The 24170-nt window shown below is 58.8% G+C and carries 21 protein-coding genes; 8 read left to right on the top strand and 13 right to left on the bottom strand.

Annotation, left to right across the window (positions count from 1 at the left end; translation table 11 throughout):
* Positions 1-7: 7 nt before the first annotated feature.
* The 5 genes from dapE to narQ all read right to left on the bottom strand — a co-directional run bounded on the left by dapE (position 8) and on the right by narQ (position 7742).
* On the bottom strand, positions 8-1135 hold the full coding sequence (gene dapE / locus OXR61_RS14215) for a succinyl-diaminopimelate desuccinylase (RefSeq protein ID WP_010617581.1): 1128 nt from the start codon (positions 1133-1135) through the stop codon (positions 8-10).
* A 1-nt stretch (position 1136) separates the two neighbouring features.
* A complete protein-coding gene (locus OXR61_RS14210; RefSeq protein ID WP_021508043.1) occupies positions 1137-1505 on the bottom strand; it encodes an ArsC family reductase in 369 nt (122 codons plus the stop codon).
* A 562-nt stretch (positions 1506-2067) separates the two neighbouring features.
* A complete protein-coding gene (gene acrD / locus OXR61_RS14205) occupies positions 2068-5184 on the bottom strand; it encodes a multidrug efflux RND transporter permease AcrD (RefSeq protein ID WP_021508044.1) in 3117 nt (1038 codons plus the stop codon).
* 195 nt (positions 5185-5379) lie between these two features.
* The gene (locus OXR61_RS14200; protein WP_031279800.1) at positions 5380-6012 is read right to left on the bottom strand and encodes a response regulator; all 633 of its coding nucleotides are present in this window, start codon (positions 6010-6012) and stop codon (positions 5380-5382) included.
* A gap of 41 nt (positions 6013-6053) precedes the next feature.
* Positions 6054-7742, bottom strand: a complete 1689-nt coding sequence (narQ, locus tag OXR61_RS14195) for a nitrate/nitrite two-component system sensor histidine kinase NarQ (RefSeq protein WP_031279801.1) — start codon at positions 7740-7742, stop codon at positions 6054-6056.
* A 239-nt stretch (positions 7743-7981) separates the two neighbouring features.
* Here narQ and OXR61_RS14190 point away from each other — a divergent pair, with 239 nt between their 5' ends.
* The 8 genes from OXR61_RS14190 to nudK all read left to right on the top strand — a co-directional run bounded on the left by OXR61_RS14190 (position 7982) and on the right by nudK (position 16095).
* On the top strand, positions 7982-8254 hold the full coding sequence (locus tag OXR61_RS14190) for a DUF1471 domain-containing protein (RefSeq protein WP_021508047.1): 273 nt from the start codon (positions 7982-7984) through the stop codon (positions 8252-8254).
* Positions 8255-8544: 290 nt separating this feature from the next.
* On the top strand, positions 8545-10047 hold the full coding sequence (gene ansP / locus OXR61_RS14185; protein ID WP_031279802.1) for an L-asparagine permease: 1503 nt from the start codon (positions 8545-8547) through the stop codon (positions 10045-10047).
* A gap of 163 nt (positions 10048-10210) precedes the next feature.
* Entirely contained in the window at positions 10211-10681 is a 471-nt protein-coding gene (napF, locus tag OXR61_RS14180; RefSeq protein WP_021508050.1) for a ferredoxin-type protein NapF, read from the top strand.
* On the top strand, positions 10671-10949 hold the full coding sequence (locus OXR61_RS14175) for a chaperone NapD (protein WP_021508051.1): 279 nt from the start codon (positions 10671-10673) through the stop codon (positions 10947-10949). The genes napF and OXR61_RS14175 overlap by 11 nt, the downstream gene beginning before the upstream one ends.
* Entirely contained in the window at positions 10946-13432 is a 2487-nt protein-coding gene (gene napA, locus OXR61_RS14170; protein WP_267412339.1) for a nitrate reductase catalytic subunit NapA, read from the top strand. The genes OXR61_RS14175 and napA overlap by 4 nt, the downstream gene beginning before the upstream one ends.
* An 11-nt stretch (positions 13433-13443) precedes the next feature.
* On the top strand, positions 13444-13875 hold the full coding sequence (gene napB / locus OXR61_RS14165) for a nitrate reductase cytochrome c-type subunit (RefSeq protein WP_021508053.1): 432 nt from the start codon (positions 13444-13446) through the stop codon (positions 13873-13875).
* 7 nt (positions 13876-13882) lie between these two features.
* Entirely contained in the window at positions 13883-14467 is a 585-nt protein-coding gene (gene napC, locus OXR61_RS14160; RefSeq protein WP_031279803.1) for a cytochrome c-type protein NapC, read from the top strand.
* A gap of 1049 nt (positions 14468-15516) precedes the next feature.
* A complete protein-coding gene (gene nudK, locus OXR61_RS14155; RefSeq protein WP_021508055.1) occupies positions 15517-16095 on the top strand; it encodes a GDP-mannose pyrophosphatase NudK in 579 nt (192 codons plus the stop codon).
* A 71-nt stretch (positions 16096-16166) separates the two neighbouring features.
* On the opposite strand, the gene OXR61_RS14150 is transcribed toward nudK, so the two are convergent.
* Genes OXR61_RS14150 through OXR61_RS14115 form a run of 8 tightly spaced genes read right to left on the bottom strand, consistent with a single transcriptional unit; the run spans position 16167 to position 24105 of the window.
* A complete protein-coding gene (locus OXR61_RS14150; RefSeq protein WP_021508056.1) occupies positions 16167-17141 on the bottom strand; it encodes a ribokinase in 975 nt (324 codons plus the stop codon).
* The gene (alsK, locus tag OXR61_RS14145) at positions 17138-18034 is read right to left on the bottom strand and encodes an allose kinase (protein WP_021508057.1); all 897 of its coding nucleotides are present in this window, start codon (positions 18032-18034) and stop codon (positions 17138-17140) included. The genes OXR61_RS14150 and alsK overlap by 4 nt, the downstream gene beginning before the upstream one ends.
* Positions 18031-18723, bottom strand: coding sequence for a D-allulose 6-phosphate 3-epimerase (gene alsE, locus OXR61_RS14140; protein ID WP_031279804.1), 693 nt, complete (start codon positions 18721-18723; stop codon positions 18031-18033). The genes alsK and alsE overlap by 4 nt, the downstream gene beginning before the upstream one ends.
* The gene (locus OXR61_RS14135; RefSeq protein ID WP_021508059.1) at positions 18723-19772 is read right to left on the bottom strand and encodes an ABC transporter permease; all 1050 of its coding nucleotides are present in this window, start codon (positions 19770-19772) and stop codon (positions 18723-18725) included. Before OXR61_RS14135 ends, alsE begins: the two co-directional genes overlap by 1 nt.
* Positions 19773-19789: 17 nt before the next feature.
* Entirely contained in the window at positions 19790-20779 is a 990-nt protein-coding gene (locus tag OXR61_RS14130; protein WP_021508060.1) for an ABC transporter permease, read from the bottom strand.
* Complete coding sequence (locus OXR61_RS14125) at positions 20772-22277, bottom strand: sugar ABC transporter ATP-binding protein (protein ID WP_021508061.1); 1506 nt, start codon at positions 22275-22277, stop codon at positions 20772-20774. Before OXR61_RS14125 ends, OXR61_RS14130 begins: the two co-directional genes overlap by 8 nt.
* 1 nt (position 22278) lies before the next feature.
* On the bottom strand, positions 22279-23262 hold the full coding sequence (locus tag OXR61_RS14120) for a substrate-binding domain-containing protein (protein WP_021508062.1): 984 nt from the start codon (positions 23260-23262) through the stop codon (positions 22279-22281).
* A gap of 12 nt (positions 23263-23274) precedes the next feature.
* A complete protein-coding gene (locus OXR61_RS14115) occupies positions 23275-24105 on the bottom strand; it encodes a DeoR/GlpR family DNA-binding transcription regulator (protein ID WP_021508063.1) in 831 nt (276 codons plus the stop codon).
* Positions 24106-24170 lie beyond the last annotated feature (65 nt).

The following is a 24170-nucleotide window of genomic DNA, read 5'->3' as shown; positions in this document are numbered from 1 at the left end:
GGTGCCATCAGGCGATCAGCTGTTCCATAATGCGCTGATACATCCGGCTCAGCAGCTGCAAATCCGAGGCTTTCACGCACTCATTGATCTTATGAATAGTGGCATTCACCGGGCCGAGCTCCACCACCTGTGCGCCCATGCGGGCAATAAAGCGCCCGTCAGAGGTGCCGCCGGTGGTTAACAGCTGCGGCTTGATCTCATTATAGTGCGCCACGGCGTTGACGACCGCATCCACCAGCTTGCCGCGTGAAGTCAGGAATGGCTGACCGGACACATTCCACTCCAGCGTATAGCGCAGCTGGTGGCGATCAAGCAGCGCCGCCACGCGATCTTTGATCATCTGATCGGTCAGTTCGGTGCTGAAGCGGAAGTTAAACTGCACGAAAAACTCGCCGGGGATCACATTGTTACTGCCGGTGCCGGCCTGCACGTTGGCGATCTGCATGCTGGTCGGCGGGAAGAACTCATTGCCCTGATCCCATTCGGTCGCCACCAGCTCGTTGAGCGCTGGCATTGCGCGATGTACCGGGTTATCAGCCAGATGCGGATAAGCCACGTGGCCCTGCACGCCGTGAATGGTCAGATTGGCGGTCATCGAGCCGCGACGACCATTCTTCACCACATCGCCGACCACTTCGGTGCTCGACGGTTCACCGACGAGGCAGTAATCCATGCGTTCATTGCGCGCCATCAGGCGCTCAACCACTTTTACCGTACCGTTGACGGCGCTGGCTTCTTCATCGGAAGTGATGAGAAACGCCAGCCGGCCAGCATGATTGGGATGGGCAGCAACGAAGCGCTCGGCCGCCACCACCATCGCCGCCAGCGAGCCTTTCATGTCCGCGGCGCCACGGCCAAACAGCATGCCGTCGCGAATCGAAGGTTCAAACGGCGGGCTGATCCAGCGGTTGGCATCGCCCGGCGGCACCACATCGGTGTGCCCGGCAAAGGCCAGCGTTTCGCCCTGGCCGCGCGTGGCCCAGAAGTTAAGCGTATCGCCAATGTGCATCGGCTCGACGTGGAAACCAATCGCCTCCAGGCGCGCAATTAACATGGCCTGGCAACCGGCGTCATCCGGACTAAGCGAGGGGCGACGAATAAGCTGCTGAGCCAGCTCAATGACCGGACAGAACATGTTATGACTTCTCCTGGATAAAGGCGTGATAAACGGGTTCTTTGAAACCCACCAGCAATGTACCGTCTGGCGCCGCCAGCACCGGACGTTTGATCAGCGCCGGGTGCGCCAGCATCAGCGCTTTGGCGCTGGCCGCATCGCGGATGGCATCGCGTTCCGCTTCCGGCAACTGACGCCAGGTGGTGCCGCGCGTGTTCAGCAGCACGTCATACCCCAGCTGGTCGATGAAGGATTGCAGCAGCGCCGCATCCAGCCCGTCAGCGCGATAATCATGAAAATGAAAGTCGATGCCGGAAGTGCTCAAATAGTTGCGTGCTTTTTTTATGGTGTCGCAATTCTTAATTCCGTACATCACCCACTGCGCTGTCATCGCGTATTCCCGTCCTGTGTTAAATAAAGCGCGAGTTTACCATAGCGCGCTGTGGGCTGTGAGGTCAGACGCGCAGCAGCGCTGTTTTTCATCTCGCCGCGACGCCAATAAACGACGCTAATCAGGGCCAGTAAACGCTTTCACTTACCTGCGAAATTGTCGCCTGCGGCATCATTAGCGATCTAAGAATTATCTTAGGTGGTAAAAACGGGCCTGGCGGATTAAGTCCGCGCTTTTATGAGTCGCATTAACAGGTTGCTGAAATGTGCGTCAGTCCGCAGTTTCGGCAAATTCAAGCTTTCTGCGGTAGTTGCCGATAGTGATGAGAGGTGGAAACGTATTCACCTGTAGAAAAAAACGGCGTAAAATCGCCACTACAAGAAGAGAGGGTATTATGGTTGAACACGAACTGGGGAACTGGAAAGAATTTATCGAAGCGATGTTACGTAAGTAATTCGTGAAGAGAAAAGCAGGGCACTTCCCAACTTGCTGTTATTCTTACCGCACACATCAATAAAGCCGCCATTCATCATGGCGGCTTTTTATTTGTCCGAAGTTAGCCTCAGTCGTGCGGCTTTGCCCGCAGCGGGAAGCGACGGCGCACCAGCACGAAGAACAGCGGCACGAAGAAGATCGCCAGTACCGTGGCGGAGATCATGCCGCCCATCACGCCAGTACCGACCGCATGCTGGCTGCCAGAACCGGCACCGCTGCTGATCGCCATCGGCAGCACGCCGAAAATAAAGGCCAGCGACGTCATCAGAATCGGCCGCAGGCGCTGCCGCGATGCCTCCAGCGTCGACTCCAGCAGTTCACGCCCTTTGCTGTTGATCTCATTGGCGAACTCGACGATCAGGATCGCATTCTTCGCCGACAGACCAATCACCGTCAGCAGGCCGACCTGAAAGTAGACGTCATTCTCCAGTCCGCGCAGCCAGGTGGCGACCAGCGCGCCCACCACGCCCAGCGGCACCACCAGCATCACCGAGAACGGAATCGACCAGCTCTCGTACAGCGCCGCGAGGCACAGGAACACTACCAGCAGCGAAATCGCATACAGCGCCGGCGCCTGCGAGCCGGAGAGACGTTCCTGATAGGAGGCACCGGTCCACTGGAAGCCAACGCCGAGCGGCAGCTGCGCCACCAGTTTCTCCATCTCATCCATCGCCGTGCCGCTGCTGACGCCGTTAGCCGCCTCGCCGACAATCTCCAGCGACGAATAGCCGTTATAGCGTTCAAGACGCGGTGAACCGGTCTCCCAGTGGCTGGTGGCGAAGGCGGAGAACGGCACCATGCCGCCGCTGTTGTTGCGCACATACCATTTGTTGATGTCGCCCGGCAGCATGCGGAATTCCGGTGCGGCCTGGACGTAGACTTTCTTCACGCGGCCGCGGTCGAGAAAATCATTCACGTAGGTTGAGCCCCAGGCGGTGGTCAGGGTGTCGTTGATGGTATCCAGCGACACGCCGAGCGCCTGCGCTTTGCGCTGGTCGACATCAATCTGCAGCTGCGGGCTGTCGTCGAGCCCGTTGTGGCGCACGCGCGACAGCGCCGGATTGTTGTCGGCCAGCGCCAGCAGCCGATCGCGCATCGCCATCAGCTCGGTGTGCCCGATGCCGCCGTGATCCTGCAACTCCATATCAAAGCCGGAGGAGCTGCCCATGCCGGTTATCGCCGGTGGACTGCTGGCGATAACGCGTGCCTCTTTGATCTTTTTGAAGGCTGCGGTGGCGCGATCGATGATGGCAAACGAGGTGCGATCGCGACCTGGCCGCTGCTCCCAGTCCTTCAGACGCACAAACAGGCGCGCCACGTTTTGTCCGTTACCGCCCGGACCGGCACCAATGGTGGAGAACACCGACAGCACATTGTCCTTCTCGGCAGTCAGGTAATAATCCTCAACCTTTGCCACCACCTGCGAGGTTTGCTGCAGCGTCGAGCCCGGCGGCAGTTGTACCTGAGTAAGAAATACGCCGCGATCTTCCAGCGGCAGGAAGGAGGTAGGCAGACGAATAAACAGGAATGCCATCACGCCGATAATCGCCAGGTAGAGCAGCAGCCAGCGGCCGCTCTTCAGCAGAATGCGCGCTACGCCGCGCTCGTAGCGTTCGGCGCTGGCATTGAAGTGACGGTTAAACCAGCCGAAAAAGCCGCGCCGGCCATGGTGCTGGCCCTGCGCCAGCGGTTTGAGCAGCGTGGAGCACAGCGCGGGTGTGAGAATCATCGCCACCAGTACCGACAGCACCATCGCCGAGACAATGGTGATGGAGAACTGGCGATAGATAGCGCCCACGGTGCCGCCAAAGAATGCCATCGGCACAAACACCGCGGACAGCACCAGCGCGATGCCCACCAGCGCGCCCTGAATCTGCCCCATCGATTTACGCGTGGCGGCACGCGGCGATAGTCCCTCTTCGCTCATGATGCGCTCGACGTTCTCCACCACCACGATGGCATCATCCACCAGCAGCCCGATGGCCAGCACCATGGCGAACATGGTCAGGGTGTTAATACTGAAGCCGCAGGCGTACAGCACCGCAAAGGTCCCAAGTAGCACCACCGGCACAGCAATGGTGGGAATCAGCGTGGCGCGGAAGTTTTGCAGGAACAGGTACATCACCAGAAACACCAGCAGAATCGCTTCCAGCAGGGTTTTCACCACGTCCTTAATGGAGGCTTTGACGAACGGCGTGGTTTCAAACGCCACTTTGGCTTCCAGTCCGTGCGGGAAGTATTGCGCCAGTTCGGCAACACGGGCGCGCACCAGCTTGTCGGTGTTCATCTCGTTAGCGCCGGAGGCCAGCTTGATGCCGAGACCGGATGCTGGCTGGCCGTTATAGCGGCTCAGGAAGTCATACTTTTCGGCGCCCATGGCGATGGTGGCCACGTCGCCGAGCGTCACCACTGAACCGTCGGTGTTGGTTTTTAGCGTAATGGCGCGAAACTGCGCGGGCGTCTGTAGCATCGACTGGGCGTTAACCGTGGCGTTCAGCGCCTGTTTGTCCACCGACGGCAACCCGCCGACCTGGCCGACCGCCACCTGAGTGTTCTGCGATTCGATGGCGCTGACCACATCGTCGGTGGTTAGCGCGTAGTTAATCAGCTTGTTGGGATCGAGCCAGATGCGCATCGCGTATTGCGAGCCGTAGGCATCGACCTGGCCGACGCCGTCGATGCGGCTGAGTGGATCCTGAATGTTACTGGCAACGTAATCGGCAATATCCTGTTTGTCCATGCTGCCGTCGGTGGAGACAAAGGCGATCATCAGAATGTTGCTGTCGCCGGTTTTGTTTACCGTGACGCCCTGCGACTGCACCGCCGCTGGCAGTTTGCGCAGCGCGCTCTGCAGCTGATTCTGTACCTGTTGCCGCGCTTCATCCGGGTTAGTGCCGGCGGTAAAGGTGAGGGTGATCTGCGCCTGGCCGGTGTTGCTGCTGTTCGAGGACATGTACATCAGGTTATCGATCCCCGTCATATTCTGCTCGATAACCTGGGTGACGGTGTTTTCCAGCGTCTGCGCGGATGCGCCGGGATAGTTGGCGGTGATGCGCACGTTAGGCGGCGCGAGATCCGGATACTGTTCCACCGGCAGCGAGATAATGGCCAGCGTGCCACACAGGCACAGCAAAATAGCCAGCACCCAGGCAAAAATGGGGCGGTCGATAAAAAAGTTCGACATGAAACCGACACTCCTCAGCTGCGTACTTTGTACTTGTTATTAGTAAAAGCGTGCCGCAGGCTGCGCTTCACGCTGGCGGAGTGCAAGGGCGATCCTGAAAACTCCGGCTGCTGCTTACTGTACGCGGGGCAAATTAGGGAATCGTGGATAAATTATGGAGAAAGTGTAAAAGTCGCAGCAGCTTTATGTGCGCACTCACACATTGCGACTCTCCAGCCACAGCACCGTTGCCGCAACGCGGGAACGGACGTCGAGCTTACGCAGCAGGTTGCGGATGTGCACCTTTACCGTTTCTTCCGAAATATGCAGCGTGGCGGCAATCTCTTTGTTGGATAAGCCGCGTGCTACTTCCTGCAACACATCCAGTTCGCGCTCGGTCAGCTGTCTGAACGGATTGACGCTGGGCTGGCGGGTCGCCAGATATTCTGCCACCACCTCGCTGAATACGTTCTCGCCCTGTGCGCCGCGCATCACCTGCGCCAGCAGCAGTTCCGGTTCGCTGTCTTTAAGCAGATAGCCATCGGCACCGGCATCCACCATGGCGTAAATATCGCTGCGCGCGTCGGAGACCGTCAGCACCAGAATGCGTGCCGCGACGCCCTCGTGGCGCAGCGCCTTCAGCGTATCCAGCCCGGACATGCCCTTCATATTCAGATCGAGCAGAATCACATCCGGTGCCAGACGGCGCGCTTCGGCCAGCGCTTCGGTACCGTTATTCGCCTCAGCCACCACTTCCAGACGCGGTTCCAGCGCCAGCAACTGGCGGATACCGCGACGCATCAGCGGATGATCGTCAACGATCATAATAGACAGGGAAGGGTGAGCCATAGGTTCTCCAGAGTTTCAATCCATTTGCTAAGTGTAATGCGTTAAGCCAGCCGGTGTGCGGGGCGGGCGGGAAAACGCAGCGTGACGCAGGTGCCCTGCGCCTGCGGGGTAATCAGTAAGCTGCCGGCGAGACGCGCCGCGCGCTCGGCCATGATGGTCAGCCCGTAGTGGCCCGGTGGCTCTTCCACGCTGTTGATACCGCAGCCGTCATCTTCGATGGTCAGCAGGTGCTCATCATCAGCGACACGCTGATAGCGAATCTGAATCTGCTGCGCCTGCGCGTGACGAATTGCATTGAGCAGCGCCTCGCGCGCAATCTGCAGCACGTGCACCTGCTGCTGAGCATCCAGCGTTTGCAGGCCAGGCTGATAGTCAAAGGTAATCGCCGCCTGCGACTGCTCCTGCAGCGGGGCGATCATCGCCTGCATCGCCTGCACTAAATCGGCCTGTTCAATGCTCAGGCGGAAGGTGGTGAGCAGCTCGCGCAGCTGCTGATAGGCCTCGGCCAGCGCGCGATCGAAATCGGCGATGATCGCCTGTGCCTGTGGCTGGCTGCTATCGACATTACGCCGCAGCAGCGTCAGCTGGATACGCAGAAAAGAGAGCGACTGCGCCAGCGAATCGTGCAGCTCGCGCGCAATGGTGGCGCGCTCTTCAATCAGCAGCATCTGCTGATACTGCTTCTGCGTCTGCCAGATCCACAGTGCACGCGCCAGCATGTTGGCCAGGCTGTGCATCAGCTCATCGGCCGGCGGCGCGCGGCGGGTTTGCCAGCACAGTTCGCCGAGGCGCTGCTCCTCCTGCTGCAGCGGCAGCCGCTGCCAGCTGAGATCGTCGGCGGGCACGCCAGCCTGAAAGGCGATATCCTCGCTGGCGATTTGCAGCACCTCCAGCGCTTCCCGCCGCTGCACCAGCCGCAGCAGGCCCTGAATCAGCTCGGGATTGAGCGGGCTGCCGGTGAGAATCTGCGAGCTTTCATACAGCAGCGACAGCGTGCGGTTGGCCTGGGTTAAATCTTCAGTTTTATTGCGCACCGCGCACTCCAGCAGGCGATAGTGCGAATGCAGCCGCTCCGCCATGGTGGTAAACGCCTGCGCCAGCACGCCCAGCTCGTTGGGCTGATGCACGGAAAGCGGCGGAAAACTGAAGTTGGCCTGTTCGACGTACTGACTGGCGGTGACCAGCGAATCGAGCGGACGCACCACGTTGCGGCGAATAAAGCCAATGCTCCACAGCGCCAGCGCGACAATCGCCAGAAAGCCGAACAGGCTGCTGGCGGCCACCAGATGCATTTTCAGCTCGGCGTAGTGCTGCACCGCCAGCACGAAGCGGTCAATCTCACTGACGTAGCCCGCCACGCGCTGCTGGTACACCTGCGCCCGCGCCGGCTGCAGCGTCTCCTGCAGTACCGGCCAGCTGTCGCGCAGATAGCGGTAGCGGCTGCTGACTTCAATCGGCACCCACGGACGCTCCAGATGTTGCAGCGCCGGTGACTCCAGCGTCTGCTGATATTGCTGCATATGGTGCGCCAGCTGCTGCGGATCGCGCGTGCTGTCCCACGCCAGCCGGTAGATTTGCATGCGCAGCGAGCCGGCGACATTCACCGCTTCGGCATCGCGCAAACTGCTGGAGAGCGTCATCAGCGCCAGGCCGGTGGTTAACAGCGACAGCAGCACAATCGCGCTGAGCGCGCGGGCAATGGTGCGGGTAACGGGACGTTTCACTATCACAATAATAACCCTTGTAAGAGCGGGGGATTATAAGTCAGCCGCAGCGCGGGTGCGAGCGCGAAATTGACACATCTGGTTACTTTTATCAGAGAAACTCACCGCGGTTTACGTTTCCCTGGATTACCGGCGTTTGGCTGGCGAAATATTGAACGCTTTTACCGCCCGCGCAGCCTGGTTTGCACTGGCTCGCCGATACTTTGACGCGTAACCCTTTTCCCGCACGACAACAGGAGCACCTCATGAAGACACGTTATGCCGTAATGACTGCTGCACTGCTTGCCAGCGCATCGTTTACTACCCTTGCCGCCTCGCCGTTGAGCGAGGCACAAACCCAGGACCTGCAAAGCAGCGGCACCGTTTCGGTGAGCGGCGTGCGGGGTTCGCTGGATGACGCCACCCGTCAGCTGTCGCAGAAAGCGGAAGAGATGGGCGCCAGCCACTATCGCGTCATTGGCATGCAGAATCCAGGCGATTCCAGCATGTGGAGCGGCAGCGCCGAGATTTACCGTTGATGCCCTTCATTATTCCCCTCTGGTAGTTTTTTCCTGTAGCCACCGATTACCGGCCACCCCACTGGCCGGTTTTTTTGTGCGTCGCGACGGATTATTACAAATCAACCCGTGCAGTCAGCCAGTAAATTTTGCTTCGTTCATGCAGAACGGGTAGGATTCATCGCCGTAATTTCCCGGCTTGCCGCGCGGCATCGTTCCGCCGCTCAGGGGCCGGTTTTACCCCATTTCGCACTGCCCGGCGCAATCGATTGGTTACGCGGTGATTGATGGACAGGACAAACAGGAAAGCTATGAAATCTACTAAAAAAACGCCAGCCGAACAGCGTGCTGCGAGAAGGCGCTGGCTTAACTCTCACGACACGGGTTACCACAAAGCAATGGGTAACCGTCAGGTACAAATGATCGCCATTGGCGGCGCTATCGGTACCGGTCTGTTCCTCGGTGCCGGCGCGCGTCTGCAGATGGCCGGTCCGGCACTGGCACTGGTGTATCTGGTGTGCGGTATCTTCTCCTTCTTTATTCTCCGTGCGTTGGGCGAGCTGGTGTTGCATCGCCCTTCCAGCGGCAGCTTTGTTTCGTACGCACGTGAATTCCTCGGGGAAAAAGCGTCCTACGTCGCGGGCTGGATGTATTTCGTTAACTGGGCGATGACCGGTATCGTCGATATCACCGCGGTGGCGCTTTACATGCATTACTGGGGCGCGTTTGGTGATGTGCCGCAGTGGGTATTTGCGCTCGGCGCGCTGGCGATTGTCGGCACCATGAACATGATCGGCGTTAAGTGGTTCGCCGAGATGGAGTTCTGGTTCGCGCTGGTGAAAGTGCTGGCTATCGTGGTGTTCCTGATAGTCGGCGTGGTGTTCCTCGGCAGCGGTAAACCGCTGGACGGCAACACCACCGGCTTCCATCTGATCACCGACAACGGCGGGCTGTTCCCGCACGGTCTGCTGCCGGCGCTGGTGCTGGTACAGGGCGTGGTGTTTGCCTTCGCCTCGATTGAGCTGGTGGGCACGGCGGCGGGCGAGTGTAAAGACCCGAAAACCATGCTGCCGAAAGCCATCAACAGCGTGATCTGGCGTATCGGTCTGTTCTATGTGGGTTCCGTGGTACTGCTGGTACTGCTGCTGCCGTGGAACGCCTATCAGGCCGGTCAAAGTCCGTTCGTCACCTTCTTCTCCAAACTGGGCGTGCCCTACATTGGCAGCGTGATGAACATCGTGGTGCTGAGCGCGGCGCTGTCGAGCCTGAACTCGGGCCTGTACTCTACCGGACGTATTCTGCGTTCAATGTCGATGGGCGGCTCGGCGCCGCAGTTCATGTCGAAGATGAGTAAGCAGCAGGTGCCGTACGCCGGTATCCTGGTGACCATCGGCGTGTACGTGATCGGCGTGGTGCTCAACTACTACGTTCCGTCGCAGGTGTTTGAGATCGTCCTGAACGTGGCGTCGCTGGGGATTATCTCCTCGTGGGCGTTCATCGTGGTGTGCCAGATGCGTCTGCGCAAAGCCATCAAAGAGGGCAAAGCGGAAGATGTCAGCTTCAAGCTGCCGTGGGCGCCGGTTACCTCGTGGCTGACGCTGCTGTTCCTGGTGAGCGTGCTGGTGCTGATGGCGTTTGACTACCCGAACGGCACCTACACCATTGCTTCAATTCCGCTGATTGCCGTGCTGCTGGTGCTCGGCTGGTTTGGCGTGCGTAAGCGCGTGCAGGCGGAAGCGATGAAAGAGCACGAGCATCATCATGACGATCAGGATGATGCGGCGCCTAAACTGGCTGAAGACAACGCGCGTTAATCGCAGTAATTCTCACCTGCGGGGGCCAGCCGGCCCCCGTTTTTATTTCAATTCTCCTTCTCTTGATCCCGCATCGGGAATTACACCTTTCGGGTGATATAGCCCTTCATAACCTCAGGTTATTTTACGCACCATCTCTACATCCCCGCATTGAGGTGAGCCGATGGCGCTGTCGCGACGTGAACTCTTTACCGGGCAGCGCGTCATGCCTGCCGGCGGTATCGCGTTGCCGTGGTGGCGGGGAGAGAGCGGCTGTGACGGCTGCGCCCGCTGCGTACAAGCCTGCGAGAGCGGCATTATCCGCATCGCCGCTGGCGAAGCGCCGCAGCTCGACTTTCTGCAGGGGGAATGCACCTTTTGCGCCGCCTGTGCCGATGTCTGCCCGCAGCCGCTGTTTCAGCCGCGCGACACTGAACCTTTTAGCCGGCGCATCCGCATCGACAGCCGCTGTATCGCTTTTCTTGGCGTTAACTGTCGCAGCTGCCAGGAGAGTTGTGAGCAGCAGGCGATCCGTTTTCGCCTGATGCCCAACGGCATCGGCCAGCCGGAAATCCTTCCGCAACACTGCACCGGCTGTGGCGCCTGTATCGCGCCGTGTCCGGTCTCAGCCACAGGACTGCATCATGACGAATAACGACAGCTGGCACGTATGTGGCCTGGTGATTCAGGCACGTCCGACCGCGATCGCGGCGGTGCGGCAGGCGCTACTGAACTTTGCCGATAGCGACATTGCGGCGGAAGATGCCGCACGCGGCACGCTGGCGCTAACGCTGGGCGCGGCCGACAGTGCCACGCTGCTGAGCAACATTGAAGCCACCCGCAACATCCCGGATGTGCTGGCGGTATCGCTGGTTTATCACCAGCAAGACGAAATTGAAGAACCCTGTAAGGAAGCATCATGAACCTGAGTCGTCGTGATTTTATGAAGGCCAATGCGGCGGCTGCTGCTGCAACGGCTGCCGGTCTCACCATTCCGACCGTGACCAAAGCGGCCACCAGCCTGGCTGAGCCGATTCGCTGGGAAAAAGCGCCGTGCCGGTTTTGCGGCACCGGCTGTGGCGTGCTGGTCGGCACGCAGAATGGCCGCGTGGTCGCCTCGCAGGGCGATCCGCAGGCGGAGGTTAATCGCGGTCTGAACTGCATCAAAGGCTACTTCCTGCCGAAGATCATGTACGGCAAAGATCGTCTGACCCAGCCGCTGCTGCGCATGACCGACGGCAAATTCGATAAGAACGGCGAGTTTACCCCGGTAAGCTGGGATCAGGCGTTCGACATCATGGAAGCGAAGTTTAAGGCGGCGCTGAAAGCCAACGGCCCGGAATCGGTCGGCATGTTTGGCTCCGGCCAGTGGACCGTATGGGAAGGTTACGCTGCATCAAAGCTGATGAAAGCGGGCTTCCGCACCAACAACCTCGATCCGAACGCGCGCCACTGCATGGCGTCTGCGGTGGTGGGCTTTATGCGCACCTTCGGCATGGACGAACCGATGGGCTGCTACGATGACATCGAGCAGGCCGATGCGTTTGTGCTGTGGGGATCGAACATGGCCGAGATGCACCCGATTCTTTGGTCACGCCTGACCGCGCGTCGTCTCAGCAATGACAACGTCAAAGTGGCGGTGCTGTCGACCTATCGCCACCGCAGCTTCGAGCTGGCCGATAACGCCATCGTCTTCACGCCGCAGAGCGATCTGGCGATCCTCAACTTCATCGCTAACTACATCATTCAGAACAATAAAGTCGATAAAACCTTCCTGCAGAATCACGTCACGCTGCGTAAAGGCGTGACGGATATCGGCTACGGTTTGCGCCCGACCAATCCGCTGCAGGCGGCGGCGAAAAATCCGGACAACGGCGAGTCGACGCCGATCAGCTTCGATGAGTATGCGAAATTTGTCGCGGAATACACGGTGGAAAAAGCCAGCGCCATGAGCGGCGTAAAGCAGGATCAGCTGATCGCGCTGGCGGAGCTGTACGCCGCTCCGAACGTCAAGGTGGTCTCTTACTGGACCATGGGCTTTAACCAGCATACGCGCGGCGTGTGGGCGAACAACCTGTGCTACAACATCCACCTGCTGACCGGCAAAATTTCCCGTCCGGGCACCGGACCGTTCTCGCTCACCGGCCAGCCATCGGCCTGTGGCACCGCGCGTGAAGTGGGCACGTTTGCGCACCGTCTGCCAGCCGACATGGTGGTGAACAATGACAAACACCGCGCTTTAGCTGAAAAACTGTGGAAGCTGCCGCAGGGCACGGTGCCAGCCAAAGTCGGTCTGCACGCCGTGGCGCAGGATCGCGCGCTGAAAGACGGCAAGCTGAATGCCTACTGGGTGATGTGTAACAACAACATGCAGGCCGGGCCGAACCTGACGCAGGAGCGCATGCCGGGCTGGCGCGATGCACGCAACTTTGTGGTGGTATCCGACCCGTATCCGACCGTCAGCGCCCTGTCTGCCGACCTGATTCTGCCAACGGCGATGTGGGTAGAGAAAGAGGGCGCCTACGGCAACGCCGAGCGCCGTACCCAGTTCTGGCATCAGCAGGTGAAAGCGCCGGGCGAGGCGAAATCGGATCTGTGGCAGCTGGTGACCTTTGCCAAACGCTTCCGCGTTGAGGACGTGTGGCCAGAGGCGCTGATTGCTCAGCAGCCTGAGCTGAAAGGCAAAACCCTGTACGACGTGCTGTATGCCAACGGCCAGGTGAATCAGTTCCCGCTGAGCGAAGTGGCCGACGACCGCCTCAACGATGAAGCGCGTGAGTTCGGCTTCTATATTCAGAAAGGCCTGTTCGAGGAGTATGCCAGCTTTGGCCGCGGCCACGGTCACGATCTCGCACCGTTCGATACCTATCACGAGGCGCGCGGTCTGCGCTGGCCGGTAGTGGACGGCAAAGAGACGCGCTGGCGCTATCGTGAAGGTTTCGACAGCTACGTGAAAGCCGGTGAGGGGGTACGTTTTTACGGTAAGCCGGACGGCAAAGCCACCATTTTTGCCCTGCCGTACGAGCCGCCAGCGGAAGCGCCGGATGCCGAATACGACCTGTGGTTCTGCACCGGTCGCGTGCTGGAGCACTGGCACACCGGCACCATGACGCGCCGCGTGCCGGAACTGCACCGCGCGGTGCCGCAGGCGCTGCTGTATATCCATCCGCTGGACGCCAAAGATCGCGGCTTCCGTCGCGGTGAGAAGGTGCGCGTGGTATCGCGTCGCGGCGAAACCCTCGCCACCGTGGAAACGCGCGGGCGTAATCAGCCGCCGCAGGGGCTGGTATTTATGCCGTTCTTCGATGCCGGCGTGCTGGCCAACAACATCACGCTGGACGCCACCGATCCGCTGTCGAAGCAGACCGATTACAAAAAATGCGCCGTTAAGCTGGTGAAAATCTGAGGCAGGATGCAATGAAACCTTTTATCACTCTTGTAACCGCCGCCGCCCTGATGCTGGGCGGCGTGGTGTACGCTAATAACGGCGTCGATCTCAATCAGTCACCGGAAGTGACGGCAACGCAGCAGGGCACCATTCATCAGCCCAAAGAGCAGAGCCGCAAGCCGCTGAACTATGTTAATCAGCCGCCGGTGATCCCGCACAGCGTGGAGGGCTACCAGGTGACGAAGAACGTGAACCGCTGCCTGCAGTGTCACGGCACCCAGAGCTATCTGACCACCGGCGCGCCGCGCGTCAGTCCGACGCACTTTACCGACCGCGACGGCGTGGTGAGCAGCACGGTATCGCCGCGTCGCTACTTCTGCCTGCAGTGTCACGTGCCGCAGACCGATGCTAAACCGGTGGTGGAAAACACCTTTAAGCCGGCTGACGGCTTTGGGCAGTGAGGTGGCGATGAAACAGAAACTTATACGTATCTGGCGCTGGTGGCGACGGCCCAGCCGTCTGGCGCTCGGCACGCTGCTGATTCTTGGCTTTGCTGGCGGCATCATCTTCTGGGGCGGTTTTAACACCGCGATGGAGATGACCAACCGCGAGCAGTTCTGTATTGGTTGTCACGAAATGCGCAACAACGTCTATCAGGAATATATGCAGACGGTGCACTACAACAACCGCAGCGGCGTGCGCGCCACCTGTCCGGATTGTCACGTGCCGCACGAGTGGGGGCCGAAGATGATTCGTAAGATCCAGGCCAGTAAAGAGGTGTACGCCAAGATCTTCGGCCTGATTGATACGCCGCAGAAGTTTGAAGAGACGCGTATTGAGCTGGCGCAGAACGAGTGGCGCCGGATGAAGAACAACAATTCGCAGGAGTGTCGTAACTGTCACAACTTCGACTACATGGACTTCACCGCGCAGAAAACGGTCGCCGCCAAAATGCACAGCAAAGCGGTGCAGGACGGACAAACCTGTATCGACTGCCACAAAGGCATTGCCCACCATCTGCCGGATATGAAAGACCAGCCAAACGGTTTTTAATCGCGACCCTGGCCGCACCTGCCGGTGCGGTATCAGGGTTTTCGTGCCGACCGGTTGAGGCAGCCGCAAACCACACAACATCGTAGCGGCGCGATTTATCGCGCTAAGTTAATCACTGCACAGCTGCCCGGATGCGCAATAAATTGCGCCGCTACGATTCGTGCGGCTTTTTATTTCTGCACCATCATCCTGCACACATCGTAGCAGCGCGATTTATCGCGCTAAGTTAATCACTGCACAGTTGCCCGGATGCGCAATAAATTGCGCCGCTACGATTCGTGCGGCATTTTATTTCTTCACCCTCATCCTGCACACATTGTAGCGGCGCGATTTATCGCGCTAAGTTAATCACTACACAGCTGCCCGGATGCGCAATAAATTGCGCCGCTACAATTCGTGCGGCATTTTATTTCTTCACCATCATCCTGCGCACACTGTAGCGGCGCGATTTATCGCGCTAAGTTAATCACTGCACAGCTGCCCGGATGCGCAATAAATTGCGCCGCTACGATTCGTGCGGCATTTTATTTCTGCACCCTCATCCTGCGTACGTTGTAGCGGCGCGATTTATCGCGCTAAGTTAATCACTGCACAACTGCCCGGATGCGCAATAAATTGCGCCGCTACGATTCGTGCGGCATTTTATTTCTGCACCCTCATCCTGCACACATCGTAGCGGCATTTTATTTCTGCACCATCATCCTGCACACATTGTAGCGGCGCGATTTATCGCGCTAAGTTAATCACTGCACAGCTGCCCGGATGCGCAATAAATTGCGCCGCTACGATTCGTGCGGCATTTTATTTCTTCACCCTCATCCTGCACACATTGTAGCGGCGCGATTTATCGCGCTAAGTTAATCACTACACAGCTGCCCGGATGCGCAATAAATTGCGCCGCTACAACACGTGCCATGAGCGTTGAAAAGGCGTAATGCTCAACTGTCAGCCTTACGCCATCGCGGGCAACCTGCTCCACAATTCAGATAGTTTTCCCCGCGGCTTCGGCCTATTATCTCAGGCTCCCTCAGCTACGCAGTGGAGCGGCTATGTCGTTAAAGATCAACATCATCAAAGATAAGTTGTTGTCTGATAATTATTTCATTCTGCGCAACTACACCTACGAACTCACCCGCAGCAACGGCGACGTGGTACGTCACAAACGTGAAGTCTACGATCGCGGCAACGGCGCCACCATCCTGCTCTACAACCGTGAAAAAAACAGCGTGGTGCTGATTCGTCAGTTCCGCATCGCGACCTATGTTAACGACAACGCCAGCGGTGAGCTGATTGAAACCTGCGCCGGACTGCTGGATAACGACACGCCGGAAGATTGCATCCGTAAAGAAGCGGTGGAAGAGACCGGCTATCAGGTTGGTAAGGTCGAAAAGCTGTTTGAGGCCTACATGTCGCCGGGCGGCGTAACAGAATTACTGCACTTTTTCGCCGCTGAATACAGCGACGCGCAGCGCGCTAACGACGGCGGCGGCGTGGAAGATGAAGAGATCACCGTACTCGAGCTGCCGTTTCCCCAGGCGCTGGCGATGGTGAAAGAGGGGCGCATTCGCGACGGCAAAACCATTATGTTACTGCACTATGCGCAGCTGATGGGCTGGTTGCAGGCATAACCGCGGCGGTAATTCGCAGGGTCGGCACGAATGCCGACTCTGCCGATGCCGGGGCGCAATGCATTGCGCCACTACGCTATGTGCGTTATTTCCGGGGCATTTAACGGCGTCACTTCACACTCCGGATGAGCCTGCATGCGCGCCAGCGCTTCGGCGTAGGAGGGCATGGAATTGGCCGCGCCGGAACGCTCGACGCACAGCGAGGCAAACGCCGCCGCAAACAGCGCCGCCTGCGGTAACGCATCGCCGGACGCCAGGCGCGCCGCCAGTGCGCCGTTGAAGGCATCGCCGGCACCGGTGGTGTCGAGCGGCTGGGCAGGAAACAGCGGAATACGCAGCTGCTGCTCCGCGCTGGAAAGCAGGGCGCCCGCGGTGCCAAGCGTAATAATCACCTGACGCGCGCCCTTGCGGTGCAGCACTTCGGCGGCGCGCTGCGCGCTGGCGAAATCGATCACTTTTACTCCGCTCAGCTGCATCGCTTCGGTGCTGTTGGGCGTTAACAGATCCACCTTCGCCAGCAGCGCATCGCTGACTTTCTGCCACGGTGCCGGATTCAGAATGACAAACGTGCCGCCGGCACGCGCGTTGTCGATCATGCGCTGAATGGCGCTGAGGTTGTTCTCCAGCTGCACCAGCAGAATATCGGCGGCAGCCACGGTGGGCTGACAGCGCGCCACTTCGGCCGCGGTAACGGTGGTATTTGCGCCGGGATAGACCGATATCATGTTCTCGGCATCATCGCCCGCCACGTAAATCAGCGCGTTGCCGGTGGGTTTCTCTTTACAGGTGAACAGCGTAATGGCATCGAAACCGGTCTTCTCCAGATGGCGGCGGGCAAACGTGCCAAAATCGTCATTACCCACCTTACCGATATAGTGCACGCGCGCCCCGGCGCGCAGCGCGGCGGTGGCCTGGTTGGCCCCTTTGCCTCCGGGCCCCATCATGCTGTTGTGCGCCGTGAGCGATTCGCCCGGCAGGGGGAAACGGTTCATCACCGCGACCACGTCGAGGTTGAACGAGCCAAACACACACACTTTTCCTTTCATTGCGCGCTCCTGAACAGCCGTTCTGCGGCGAGGCAGGCGCCGCGACAGCCGGTGTGATCGGTGGATTGACTGAAGATGATTTTCAAACCATCCCGCGTGGCCGGCGGCCGTAAATGCTGCTGAATCTGGCTGCGCAGCTGCGCCAGCGGGAAATCAGCCATCGCCAGCACGCCACCGCCCAGAATCAGGTACTCCGGATCGAGAATGTTCATCTCAGTGGCGATCAGCTGTGCCAGACGCTGCACAAACGCCTGCAGCGCCGGGTCAGAACCGTGATGGGTAAACAGTGCCGACATTGGCGTTTGCGCCGCATTGGCCTGCGCCCAGTGGCTCAACCAGTGGCCCGAGGTCACGGTTTCCGCGCAGCCGTGGTTACCGCACGGGCAGGGCAGCGCGTTACCGGCCACCGGCACGTGGCCGAGTTCACCGGCTCCGCCATGCTGGCCATGGTAGAAGCGGCCGTTGATCCACAGGCTGTTGCCCATGCCGGTGCCAGGATACAGACCTACCGCATTTTCCGGCAGCTGTTCCAGCTGCATTAAATCCCACAGCATCAGATGGTTAACGTCTTTATCCATCGCCACCGGCACGCCCAGTCGTTCACTCAGCAGCGCCGCTACCGGCTGGTGATCGAGCGCCTGAATGAACGGCAGTGAAATTACCTGCTGGCGATCGCGGCTGAGAATGCCCGGCAGGCCGAGCATCACACCGCTGACCGGCTGCTGCTCCAGCGTTTCCGCAATCAGCTGCCCAAGTGCGGCCAGCGCATCGGGCTGCTGCGCCCAGCTGGCGGTGGGCACTTTACGAAAGCTGCTCCAGATGCGGCCTGCCTCCATCAACTGCAGACGGGTGCCGGTGCCGCCAATGTCGATACCGAGCCAGCGTGTTGTCATGCCGACACCTGCGCCAGGCCCTGCGCTTCATCAATGCTCTCACGCATCATGTTCCACGCGGTGGCAAGGTCTTCGTGAATGTTAAACAGGCCGGAAGTACCGACAATCAGCACTTCGGCACCGGCACCGACCAGCGTGTTGTAGGTGCGCGTATTACAGGAACCGTCAATCTCAATCAGGTAGCGGTGGCCGTGCGCCTGTTTCAGCGCCTTCAGTTCCTGCACCTTCTGCACCATCTCCGGAATAAACGGCTGACCGGCATAGCCCGGGTCCACCGTCATCACGGTGATTTTATCCAGCAGATGAATGTAATGATGGATAAAGGAGACCGGCGTGGCCGGGTTGAGCACCACGCCCACTTTTTTGCCGTAGCTGCGAATCAGGTTAATCACGCGAAACGCATCACGATTGATGGTTTCAGCGTGCGGGCAAATGTAATCGGCGCCGGCATTGGCCACCGCTTCAATAAAGTCGGTCGGCTCTTCCACCATCAGATGCACATCGATCGCCACCTGGGTATGCGGGCGGATCTGCTCAATAAAGAACGGCGACAGGGTGATGTTTTTAACGTAGTGACCGTCCATGATGTCGATGTGCAGGAAGTCAGCGCGGGAGTCCAGCACGGCCAGCTGGTGCTTGATCTCCATCAGATTCATACACATCAACGACGGGGAGACTTGAATACGCATCATACTTCCTTTTTTTCGGTCAGAGGATTAAGCGCCGCGGCCAGCTTGCTGAGCCTGACGGCACGGTGATCGTTAAAGCGCGCTTTGAGTTGTTTGAAGGCCAGCACCACCACCAGCACGGCACCCCACATCGCCAGGCTGACGTGCTGGCTGATGTTCATCAGGTTGAAGCCGGTGGAGAGCACCTGCAGCGCAATCAGCGCCAGCACCACGCCGGTCACGCGGCCAAAACCGCCGTTGGGATCGGTGCCGCCGAGAATAATGGCCAGTACGGTCAGCAGCAGATAGGCATCGCCGTAACCCATGCGCGCCGAGTTAAAGCGCGCCATCATGATCAGACCGGCCAGCACGCACAGCAGGCTGGAGATGACATACACCAGCATCACCATACGGTGGGTATTGATGCCGCTGAACCAGGTGGCGTTGATGTTGCTGCCGCCCATGTAGATGCATTTGCCGGCGCGGGTTTTGCCGAGGAACAGCGCCAGCAGCGCGGCGGCAACCAGGAATACCCACAGCGGCAGCGGCATGCCCAGCAGCGTGTCTGAGCCGAGCGACTGCACCACCGGCGGCATACCGCTCACCGCCGCACCTTTGGTCAGCCAGATGCCGATGCCGTTGAGCGTCATCATGGTGGCCAGCGTCACCAGAATCGGGTGCGCGCCGATGCGCGTTACCATCACGCCGGTGATTACGCCAATCACGGCGGCAATCACCATCGCGCCGACGATGGCGATAAACAGCCACAGTAACTGCTGACCGGTACCGGCATCAGCCGGCAGTGCGCTCATCAGGGTCCAGGCGATGAACAGCGCCGTCAGGTTGGCGGTGGCGATGATGGCGAGGTTCAGGCCGCCGCTGAGGATGGCGATAAACATCGCCAGCGTTAACAGGCCGAGCTCCGGCAGCTGAAACGCCATGCTCATAAAGGTCGAATCAGTGAGAAAGCGGCCTGGCAGCATGACGCTGAAGGTGGCCAGCGCCAGCGCAATCAACAGCATCAGGCCGATGTTGGTGCCGTCCGGCCGCAGCGCAGAGAGAGATTTCATGGTGATGGCTCCTCCCGTCAGACGAAACTGACGTCGGTTTCTTTACGTTTTTTGTAGTGGGTGACGGCAATCGCCACCATAATCGTGCCGCCGACCACAATGTTCATGAAGTAGTTGGAGACGCCGATCAGATTGAGGCCGTTTTTCAGGATGGCGATCAGGAATACGCCCATCAGCGTGCCGCTGACCGTGCCTTTGCCGCCCATCAGGCTGGCACCGCCCAGCACCGTCGCAGCCAGCACATCCAGCTCACCGCCCACCAGCGCGTTCGGCACTACTTCACCCATGCGGTACACCTGCACCAGCCCGCCAATCGCCGCCATCGCCCCGAGCCAGCCGTAGGCAAACACGTGAATCAATCCCACGCGGATGCCAATACGCCGCGCCGATTCCGCATCGCCGCCCACCGCATACAGCTGACGGCCCAGATTGGTTTTGTTGAGCAGCAGCGCGGTGAGGGCGGCAATCACCAGCATGATCGCCAGCGGTAAGCCAATCTGAAAACTGTTGCCCTGTACGCTAAACGGCAGCACGCTGCGCAGGGTGATCCACCAGTCCGGCAGCGAGTAGAGGCTTTTGCCGCCGGTAACCCACATCAGCAGACCAAACAGCAACGACTGCATGCTGATGGTGATGATGATCGACACCACGCGCAGCGAGGTGATCAGCAGGGCGTTGATCACGCCAAACAGCGTGCCACAGACGATAGCCAGCAGAATGCTGAGCAGCGCGTTATCAAACTGGAACTGCACAAACAGCGAGGCGATCAGGTATTGCACCACCGACGCCACGGCGGCGAAGGAGATATCGATACCGCCGGTCACCAGCACCACAAACAGGCCGAGGGCGAAAATGCCGGTAACGGCATAGCTTTCCGCCAGATCCAGCAGGTTCTGCACCGTCAGGAACTGATCGCTGGCCAGCGAGAAGAACACCATGAAAGCCAGCAGCACCCAGGCGAGCCAGCCCTGGCTGGAGTGCGGACGTAAACGAGAGAAATCAGGCATTAATCACCTCCGCCAGCTGTTCCTGCGCCACGGTATCGGGTTGGTATTCGGCATGGATGGTGCCGTCGCGGAAGTGCAGAATGCGGTCGCAGTTGTACCAGACCTCCGGCACTTCGTCGGAAATCAGGATGATCGACAGTCCCTCTTTCGCCAGCTCGTGGATCAGCTGATAGATGCTGGCCTTGGCGCCGACATCCACGCCGACTGTCGGCGAGTCGAGGATCAGAATGCGCGGCTGGGTCAGTACCCATTTTGCCAGCACGATTTTTTGCTGGTTGCCGCCGGACAGGGTGGAGATCGCCAGGTTGGGATCGGCCACGCGCACGCCGAGCTGCTGAATCCACTGCAGGATCAGCTTGTTCTTGCGGTATTCGTCGATCAGATGAAAACGGTTTTGCAGCTTATCGAGAATCGGCAGCACCATGTTGTCGGCCACCGACTGCTGCTGCACCAGGCCGAGCGTCAGACGATCTTCCGAAACGTAGCCGATGCCGGCTTTGATGGCATCTTCGTGCCCGCGAAAACGCACCGGCTTGCTGTCGAGCCAGATTTTGCCGCTGTCCGGTTTGGTCATGCCAAACAGCGACAGCGCCAGTTCGGTGCGGCCGGAGCCGAGCAGGCCGCACAGGCCCAGCACTTCACCGGCGTAGAGTTTGAAATTGACGTCATGATACTGACCGGCGCGTGTCAGCTTCTCCACTTCGAGAATCGCCCGGTCGGCGTTGCGCGTTGGCGCTTTTAACTGGTAGTCGAGCTTCAGGCCAGTCATCAGTTCGGTCAGGTGATGCGGCGTCATCTCTCTGGCTGGCCAGCAGCCCATCTTGCGGCCGTCGCGGATCACCGTCACGCGATCCGAAATCTCCAGCACTTCATCCAGCCGGTGACTGACAAACACCACGCAGATGTTTTTGTCTTTCAGATAGCGCACAGTGCGCAGCAGCTGATTGACCTCGGTACGCGTCAGCGACGCGGTGGGTTCGTCCATGATCACCAGTCGTGCATCGGCCACCAGCGCGCGGCAAATCGCCACCTGCTGGCGTTGGGCAATCGACAGCGCAGCGACTTTCTCATTCAGATCAAGGTCAAATTTCAACTCATCAATAATGCCGCGCGCGGTGTCACGCAGCCGGGCCTGACGGTGCCAGCCGAGCAACCCGTTGAGGTTATGCTCAAAAGCGATGTTCTCCGCCACGCTCAAATTGGGGAACAGCGACAGATCCTGGTAAATCACCTGGATACCGAAGTCGCGCGCCTGACGGGTGGTCAGACGCGGGAAACTCTGGCCGTCGCCGAGGGTAATGCGGCTGCCACTATCCGGGGCGTGCACCCCGGAAATGACTTTAATTAAGGTGCTCTTGCCACAGCCGTTGGTGCCAGCGAGACAGTGCACTTCGCCGGCCAGCAGGGTCAGCGAGATATCGCTCAGTGCGCGGTTGCCACCAAATGTTTTCGACAGGTTGTCGAGCGCAATCAGCGTCTGTGGAGTGACCTCTTGCATGTTACAGCCCCATTTTCACCAGTTTTGGCAGGTTCTCTTTATCGAGACTTTCGGTGTTGTTACCGAGAATGGTGTGCGTCGCCTCATCCACCTTCACTTTGCCCAGCCCTTCAATGGTCATGCCGTCGGTAATTGGCTCTTTTTTCTCCATCATGTCGGCGATACGCACAAATACTTCACCGGCGGTCTGCGGATTCCAGATATAGCCGCCCTTGATAGCACCGCGCTGTACCAGCGTCGCGCCCTGGCCCGGGCTGAAGGCGCCGATGACGCACACCTGATCGATCTTGTTGCGGTTCATGACCGCGCGGCCGGCGCCAATCGGTCCCTGTGAACCAAAGGCCATAATTCCTTTCAGATCCGGGTACTTAGACATCAGCTCGTTGGTGGTGCGGATGGAGTCATCCAGCGATTCGCCGACGCCGAATTTGTCGGTCACCAGCTGCATCTTCGGATAGTGCTGTTTCTGGTAGTTGAGCGCGGCGTCGGTCCACTCCTGATGCAGTGGCACCGTCAGGCTGCCGACATACATGGCGTATTTGCCTTCTTCATGCATGCATTTCGCCAGCGCTTTCATATGGTTGATGCCGTGGGTTGGCGCATCGACCAGCTCGAAATCCCAGTTGGCGTCTTTCTGGCCGGGCGATTCGTGAGTAATCACCATGATCCCGGCTTCACGTGCGCGCTTCAGCACTGGCTCAAGCACTTTCGGGTCGTTTGGCACCACGCCGATGATATCGACCTTCTGCGCAATCAAATCTTCAATCGCGCGCACCTGCAGCGCCGGGTCAGCGGCGGTTGGCCCGACCATCCACGCGTCGATGCCGCGTTTTGCCGCTTCACTTTTGATGCCCGCTTCCATGGCGTTGAACCACGGAATACCGCCAATTTTTACCACGATGCCCATGCGGATTTTGTCAGCGGCCTGCGCGCCAGCGGCGGCAAACAGGGCAAGCAGAGAACAGGCGATAAGATGTTTTTTCATAAAGACTCCGGATTAATTTTTTATTAGCTGCATCGAATGGCTGCGTTGCGAGCAATCAATAATATTGACGCCGTTCCACGCCAGTTCTTGTTCCAGCTCTTTGTCTTTTAATTGGTCAGTGATGAGAAAATCCACATCGCGGTAGTGACAAATACGCGCGAATGAGGGGCGCAGAAATTTACTGCCGTCCAGCAGCAGATGTTTTCTTTCTGCCGCTAACAACATTTGCTGTTTTAAATGTGCGTTGTTTTCGTTACCTTCGCGTAAATAACCGTCATTTCCCAGACTGCTGCAGGAAAAAAAGATCTTATTGATCTGAAATTCCCGTAGCGGCTGCTCTGCGACGACGCCGTGGAAATCTTCATAACGGTCAGAATATTCTCCACCCAGGCAGATGGTGCGGATACTGCCGCGCGCTGCAAGGGTCTGGACGATTCTGATAGAATTGGTTAACACCGTTAATTCAATATCCGGTAGCTGTCGTGCCAGATACCAGCAGGTGGTACTACTGTCGAGTAATAAACAATCACCGGGGCTGATAAAATCGAGTGCTCGTTTGGCTATCGCCATCTTGGCCTCGACGTTTTCATTCATGCGCTGGCGAAAAGATAATTCATACTCGTTAATACCGCGTGTATTTCCCTGAATGTTGGCGGCCTGTCGTTTGGCTGGTACTGCACCACCGTGGCTGCGCTGTAATACGCCACGTTTCTCCAGCTGCGTTAAATCACGACGAATGGTTTCCTGCGAAACCTGACACAGCGTGACTAATTCAGCGACAATGACCCGACCATTTAAATTAAGCTCGTCAATAATTCGCTGCTGTCTTTCAATCGGCAACATGACTTCCCTCCGATGGCTATAAATTACTGGATGCCGGAATGTGAAAATGTGGGCTGGGCACGAGT

The sequence above is a fragment of the Pantoea sp. GM_Pan_4 genome (assembly GCF_026541005.1).
Lineage (GTDB): Bacteria > Pseudomonadota > Gammaproteobacteria > Enterobacterales > Enterobacteriaceae > Pantoea > Pantoea dispersa.
The sequence above is the reverse complement of the archived record's forward strand: the minus strand, read 5'-3'. Positions and strand labels throughout refer to the sequence as shown.